Here is a 6,128-nt window from a genome sequence, read left to right as displayed (position 1 = left end):
GTCGGCGGCCGTCCACCGCCACGTATCCGGGTCGTCGGGGTCCTCGGCCGCCATGAGGATCGCGTCGCCCCTCGGGTCCGGGCCGAAGTTGCGGTCCACGTGCCGGTAGTTGCGCGCGTCGTACTTGTGGAGCGACGGGGCGTCGTTGACCGGGTTGAGGTAGAGCGCGGTCACGCCCAGCTCCTGGAGGTAGTCGAGCCGGTCGATCACGCCCTGAAGGTCTCCACCGTACCGTCTCAGCTGGACCGTGGTGTAGAAGGGCTCTCCCGTCGCCTCGGCCCACTCCTCCTGACGGTACCAGTCCTGCGTCCACGGCGTCGGCTCCCAGCCCTCGGGACGAAGGTCCGGCCAGGAGCCCTCCATGTCGTCGAGAGTCGGATCGTTGGAGGGGTCCCCGTTCCGGAAGCGCTCCACGAAGATCTGGTACCAGACGGCATCGCCGGCCCAGGCCGGGACGCCGAGCGCGGAGACCGGCTCGGAAGCGGCCTCGGGCTCCCCGGCCGTGCAGGCGAGCGCAGAAAGAACGGACAGGGCGGCGATCCAGCCGGTGGTTCTCATGCGGCTTCCCCGGTCGTTGGTGGTGCAGTGTCCCTCCGGAACCCGGCCGCGGGGTCGACGCGCGGCGCGGCTCGAACGCCATGAGGATGGCACGGTCGGGCGGTCCGTGCCACAGGCAGGCTTGTGGTCTCGGCTCCCCGCGCCTCACCTTGGATCGCGTTCGCCCATGCATCAATCCTCTCAGCACGGAGTCGGAACGTGCGCACAACTGCCGCTGCCGCCGGGCTCTCGGCGATCCTCTGCCTCGTCGGCCTCGGGCGGCTCCCGGCGCAGGAGGTGTGCTGCCGCGCGGAAGGCCTCGAGGTGGCCGACCGATACCGGGTCGAGGGCCTCGACGAGCGCCGGTTCAAGTACGAGCGGTACTGGGAGATCGTGGACCCGATCACCCGCTCCGACCGCCTCCGCGTCACGCCGCTCGGCGCGTCCGTGGAGGGAAGGGAGATTCGTGCCGTGTCCTTCGGGTCGGGCGACATCACGGTGCTTCTGTGGTCCCAGATGCACGGCGACGAGTCCACGGCCACCATGTCCCTCGCGGACCTCATGCGCTGGGTGGCCGAATCTCCGGCCGACGACGCGCTTCGCGCTCGTCTCGAGGAGCGACTGACCGTCGTGTTCGTCCCGATGTTGAATCCGGATGGAGCGGAGCGCTTCCGGCGCGAGAACGCCTACGGGGTGGACATCAACCGGGATGCGCGGCGCACCGCCACGCCCGAGGCGCGGATTCTGAAAGGTGTGCGCGACTCGATCGGGGCGGACTTCGGGTTCAACCTGCACGACCAGGGGATCAACTCGGCAGGGGAAGGCGGCGACCTGGTGGCGATCGCCCTCCTGGCCCCGGCGGCCGACGAGGAACGGTCGTGGGGATCGGGACGGGAGCGGGCCCGGCGAGTGGCCGCGGTGATTGCCGAGTCGCTGGCTCCCGATCTCGAGGGACGCGTGGCCCGGTACGACGACGCCTATGCGGCCCGGGCCTTCGGCGACAACATGCAGGCCTGGGGCACGAGCACCGTGCTGATCGAGAGCGGCGTCCTCGAGGGCGATCCCCAGAAGCAGGAGCTGAGGCGGCAGAACGTGGTGGCCCTTCTCGGCGCCCTGAACGCGATCGCCACCGGAGTCGCCGAGACGCACCCCACGGCGGCCTACGACGGGCTTCCGGAGAATCGGGGCATCGACTACGACCTGCTCGTCGCCGGAGGCTGGCTGGCGCTTCCATCGGCCGCCCCGATCCGGGCCGATGTGGCGATCCGGTTCGAGGATTCCTCGGCCCGGACGGGAGCCGCCTGGGGAGAGGTCGGGGACCTCGACGACGCCGAAGCCGTAGACACGATGCGGGCGGAAGGACTGTACCTGCATGCGGCGCCGGACCAGGACGGCGCGATCCATCGCGGCGCAGCGGCGTGCTTCTCGGTGCGCCGCGGCCCCGAGCCGGAGAGCGAGCTCGTGTGGGCGCTGCCCTGCGAACCGGACCTTGCGGACCCCGGGACCGGCGCCGACCCCTATTGAATCGAGAGACGGACACGAATGGAAGGGAAGGACCATGGCTGAAACCCCATCGACGATGCTGCCCCTCGGCACCTCGATGCCCTCATTCTCCCTCACCGATGCCATCCGTGGCGCGGAGGTCTCCGACGAGGATTTCGTGGATCACCCGGGCGTCCTCGTCATGTTCATCTGCAACCACTGTCCCTTCGTCAAGCACGTGATGGAGGAGATCGGTCGGGTGGCGGCGGACTACGGCGAGCGCGGGGTGGGAATCATCGCCATCAACTCGAACGACGTGGATCGCTATCCTCAGGACGGACCGGATCGCATGCGCGAGCTGGCCAGCCGGGAAGGCTGGAGCTTCCCGTTCCTTCTCGACGAGACGCAGGCCGTGGCGCAGGCCTTCCAGGCGGCGTGCACACCCGACTTCTTCGTGTTCGATGGGGACCGGAAACTGGTCTATCGCGGTCAGCTCGACGCGAGCCGGCCGGGCAACGACGTCCCGGTCACCGGCTACGATCTGCGATCCGCGCTGGATGCCGTGCTGGACGGGCAACCCGCTCCGGACGTGCAGGTGCCGAGCGTGGGCTGCAACATCAAGTGGAAGCCGGGCAACGAACCGGCGTACTTTGGCTGAGCGAACCGGGGTCGAGGCGCGTCGGGACCGCCGCTGCGCCCGCGCGACCACACTACGACGAGGAGGCTGTATGCGAAGGTCGCTTCTGGCGGTGTCCCTCCTGCTGGCCGCCGCGCCGGCAGCCCGGCCGGCACGAGCGCAGGCGCAGGTGCCCGAGCCTGCGGCGGACCTGATCCCGCTGTACCAGGAGGCCTTCAACAACGGGGACGGAACCGCGGTCGCCAACCTGTACACGGAGGATGCCGTACGGCTCCCGCCCGAAGGGCCCGAGATCAAGGGTCGGGAGGCGATCGCCGGCGATGTCCACAACAACTACGCCGGCACCCGCATCATCCTTCGGGCCGTGGGCGGGCTCCTGGACGGGGATGTGGCGACCCTGTGGGGCATCTTCGAGCTGAACGGGACGGATGCGCTGGGAGAGTCCTGGACGGTGGCCGGCCGTTGGATGAACGCCCTGAAGAAGACGGAGGACGGCTGGAGGATCTACCGGGACCTCTGGAACTACGGTCCCGAGGGAGAGTAACCGGGTCCGAGCCGATGTGACGGCGCGGGCGGCCGGCGAACCTTGCGCCGCCGGGCTCGAACCGGTCCGTTGCCGGTCGTGAATGTAGGCAGCACCCCCCATCGTGCCCATGAATCGGATGGAGTCGTGAGCGAAGCAGGATCGGAGAACCGTCAGGCGAGCTGTCCGGTCGCGGGAAGCGGCGCACCCGCGTCCATCCTGCCCGGCCGTTCGATCCGTCGCTGGTTCTTTCTGCTCGTCGGGCTCCTGTCGGTGGCCGTCGGATTCATCGGCGTGTTCGTGCCCGGGCTTCCGACCACCGTCTTCCTGATCCTGGCCTCGTACTTCTTCACCCGCAGCTGTCCGTGGCTGGAGGAGAAGCTGGTGAGGGCGCCCATCTTCAAGCCCTATCTCAAGTATCTGGACGGGGACCGGGCCATGCCCGTCCGGGCCCGGGTGGCCACGATCGCCATGATCTGGGCCGCGGTGGGGTCCAGCTTCCTGCTCATGGGGGCGAAAGGGGCGCTGTCGGGCTGGTTCGTCGGCGTCGTGGGGGGAGCGGCGGTGGTGGGCTCCGTGGTGGTGGCGTACGTGTTCCGCGGCCGGCGTTCCGCCTGACCCCGTCCACCCGATCGGGTGGGGCCCGCCGGACCGGCCGCCGGGTGGCAACCGGTCCCGGCCTCCATTCTCGCCGCGGGACTACATCGATCGCGCGATCGTGCTGCTGCTGCGCGCCACCAGGCTGGAGTACTCTTCCTGGATCGCCTCGGCGGCTTCCTCCCCGCCCTCACGCTCGACGAAGGTCTGCCACCACTTCATGCCGTCGGGCGAGCGGCGCCACTCCATGGACGCCGGTCCGTCCGTCATCTTCCAGATGATCGTGAGGTCCCACTCACCCGTCTCGTTCCACAGGAGCATCACCGGCGTCGGGGTTCCGGCGGCCTCGCCGGCCGGCATGTAGTGATCCTCGATGATGCGGCGGGCGTCTCCGGCCTTGCCGTTGTGATAGGACACGTTGACGATCCGGTACCAGTCCACGCCCTCCCACTTCTCGCCCTCCTGGGCCTCGGCGCGAGTGGGAAGGGCAAACAGGCAGACGAGCGCGGCTGCGAGGATGAGTCGCATGAAACCTCCGATGGATGGGGTGCGTGTGCAGTCTCGGTGCCCCACCATCCCCAACGAATGCGGTTTCGTCAAGGCCGCGGGCCGGCGCCCTCAGTCCAGCCGGGGCGGCCCTTCGCCCCGCACCACCGTGAAGCCGACCGAAGCGGCCTGGAGCCCATCCGCGCGCGCCGTGACGCGCACCTGCCCGACCTCGTCCGTGCTCTGGAGGAGGGCCAGCGCGAGCCCGTGGAAAGCCCGGCGCTCCTCGGCCTGGTAGGAGCCGTGGTCCGTCGGGTTTCCGTTCCCGACCGCGATCAGCCTCGCCGGGCCTTCGACCGAGAAGCGCACGAGGTCATCCGCCGTCGGCACGACCCGGCCCTCGGCATCCAGCACTTCCACCCGGACGTGCGCGACGTCGCGGATCCCGGAGAAGATGCGTGAGCGGTCCACGGTGAGGCGGAGCGCCGCCGGAGGCCCGGTCGTCTGCACCTCCTCGGTGATCACCACCTCATCCCCCACCTTGCCGACCGCCCGCAGCACGCCCGGCTCGTAGGGGACGTCCCAGGACAGGTGAAGGTCCGCGGTGGTCGGGAAGACGGGGGGCGTCTCGTAGCCGTTCCAGCTGCCGGTCGTGCCCTGCCGGGGAAACTCCAGCCGCTTCTCGGCGATGAAGCGACCGTTCAGGTAGAGCTCCACCGCGTCCACGTTGGTGTAGGCGAGTACGGGAATGAAGCGTCCCTCCTCGCCCTCCCAGTTCCAGTGGGGGAGGAGGTGCAGCATCGGCTCGTCCGTCCACTGGCTCTGGTAGAAGTAGAAGCCGTCGTCCGGGAACCCGACCAGGTCGAGAACCCCCGAGGTCGAGTTCTTGCGGGGCCAGCGGGACTCGCCCAGGTAGTCCACCCCCGTCCACATGAAGTCACCGATGAACCAGTCGTTCATCGACACGAACTTCCACAGCTGCTCGGGGCGGATCATCGTCGCCGTGTAGAACGGCCGGACCCGAGCCGAGTCGGGCGGCAGCATGTACTCGCCGCGGGTGCCCCACACCACCACGCTCTCCGTCCCCACGTGTTTCCAGTCCGGGTGCGCCTGGCGCTCGGGCCACGCGTACAGCTCACGCCGCTCGTGCCACCGGTCCACGTAGTTGTATCCGACGATGTCGAGGAGCTCGAGGAACCCTTCGGTGGTCGCCCCGTCGTCCGCGTAGATGTGGTCGTTGCCGGTGGTCAACGGACGGGTGGGATCCTCGCGGCGCGCGATCTCCACCAGGCGGGCCAGCACCTCCTCGCCGCCGGGGGCGTGCTGCTCGCCGATCTCGTTCCCGAGACTCCACATCACCACCGAGGGGTGATTCCGGTCCCGGCGCATGAAGTCCACCAGGTCCCGCTCGTACCAGTCGCCGAAGTAGACGTGGTAGCCGTACTCCACCTTGCCGTGCGTCCACTCGTCGAATGCCTCGTCCATCACCAGGAGGCCGAGCCGGTCGCACAGGTCGAGGAACTCGGGCGCTGGCGGGTTGTGGGCCGTCCGCACCGCGTTGACGCCCATTTCCATCAGCTTGCGGAGCCGGCGCTCCCACACCGCCTCCGGCACGGCCGCTCCGACCGGCCCGCCCCCGTGATGCAGGTTGACACCCAGCATCTTCACCTGCTCGCCGTTGAGGAGGAATCCGCGGTCCGCATCGTACTGGATGCGGCGGATGCCGAACGGGGTCGCGAGCCCGTCCACCGCCTCCCCGCCGGGGTCGAGAACGGACGTCTGCAGCGAGTACAGGGTCGGCGAGTCGAGCGACCACAGGGCGGGGTCCGTCACGACCATCTCCTGCCGGATCTCCATGCCGGCCCC

The 6,128-nt window shown here is 69.3% G+C and carries 7 protein-coding genes; 4 read left to right on the top strand and 3 right to left on the bottom strand.

Annotation, left to right across the window (positions count from 1 at the left end; all coding sequences use genetic code 11):
- A partial coding sequence (locus tag AC36XV_RS11495) for an alpha-amylase family glycosyl hydrolase (RefSeq protein ID WP_492203824.1) occupies window positions 1–558 on the bottom strand: 558 nt, incomplete at its 3' end.
- A 198-nt stretch (window positions 559–756) separates the two neighbouring features.
- Here AC36XV_RS11495 and AC36XV_RS11490 point away from each other — a divergent pair.
- The 4 genes from AC36XV_RS11490 (at window position 757) to AC36XV_RS11475 (ending at window position 3,797) form a co-directional block, all read left to right on the top strand.
- Window positions 757–2,061: a M14 family zinc carboxypeptidase gene (locus AC36XV_RS11490; protein ID WP_492203823.1), complete on the top strand. Its 1,305-nt coding sequence runs from the start codon at window positions 757–759 to the stop codon at window positions 2,059–2,061.
- Between the two features lie 34 nt (window positions 2,062–2,095).
- Window positions 2,096–2,677: a thioredoxin family protein gene (locus tag AC36XV_RS11485; protein ID WP_492203822.1), complete on the top strand. Its 582-nt coding sequence runs from the start codon at window positions 2,096–2,098 to the stop codon at window positions 2,675–2,677.
- A gap of 70 nt (window positions 2,678–2,747) precedes the next feature.
- Complete coding sequence (locus AC36XV_RS11480) at window positions 2,748–3,200, top strand: YybH family protein (protein ID WP_492203821.1); 453 nt, start codon at window positions 2,748–2,750, stop codon at window positions 3,198–3,200.
- A 126-nt stretch (window positions 3,201–3,326) separates the two neighbouring features.
- Entirely contained in the window at window positions 3,327–3,797 is a 471-nt protein-coding gene (locus AC36XV_RS11475) for a YbaN family protein (RefSeq protein ID WP_492203820.1), read from the top strand.
- A gap of 81 nt (window positions 3,798–3,878) precedes the next feature.
- Here AC36XV_RS11475 and AC36XV_RS11470 read toward each other — a convergent pair whose 3' ends face one another.
- Together AC36XV_RS11470 and AC36XV_RS11465 are read right to left on the bottom strand one after the other, a co-directional pair.
- Window positions 3,879–4,304, bottom strand: coding sequence for a hypothetical protein (locus AC36XV_RS11470; RefSeq protein ID WP_492203819.1), 426 nt, complete (start codon window positions 4,302–4,304; stop codon window positions 3,879–3,881).
- A gap of 90 nt (window positions 4,305–4,394) precedes the next feature.
- The coding region (locus AC36XV_RS11465) for a glycoside hydrolase family 2 TIM barrel-domain containing protein (protein WP_492203818.1) at window positions 4,395–6,128 on the bottom strand (1,734 nt) is incomplete at its 5' end.

The sequence above is a fragment of the Candidatus Benthicola sp. genome (genome assembly GCF_058719085.1).
This window is presented reverse-complemented; position numbering and strand designations above follow the sequence as displayed.

What these genes read in the sequence shown, in the direction of transcription:
- AC36XV_RS11480 (WP_492203821.1), top strand. Translation starts at nt 2,748, where the DNA reads ATGCGAAGGTCGCTTCTGGCGGTGTCCCTCCTGCTGGCCGCCGCGCCG.
- AC36XV_RS11470 (WP_492203819.1), bottom strand. Translation starts at nt 4,304, where the DNA reads ATGCGACTCATCCTCGCAGCCGCGCTCGTCTGCCTGTTTGCCCTTCCC.
- AC36XV_RS11485 (WP_492203822.1), top strand. Translation starts at nt 2,096, where the DNA reads ATGGCTGAAACCCCATCGACGATGCTGCCCCTCGGCACCTCGATGCCC.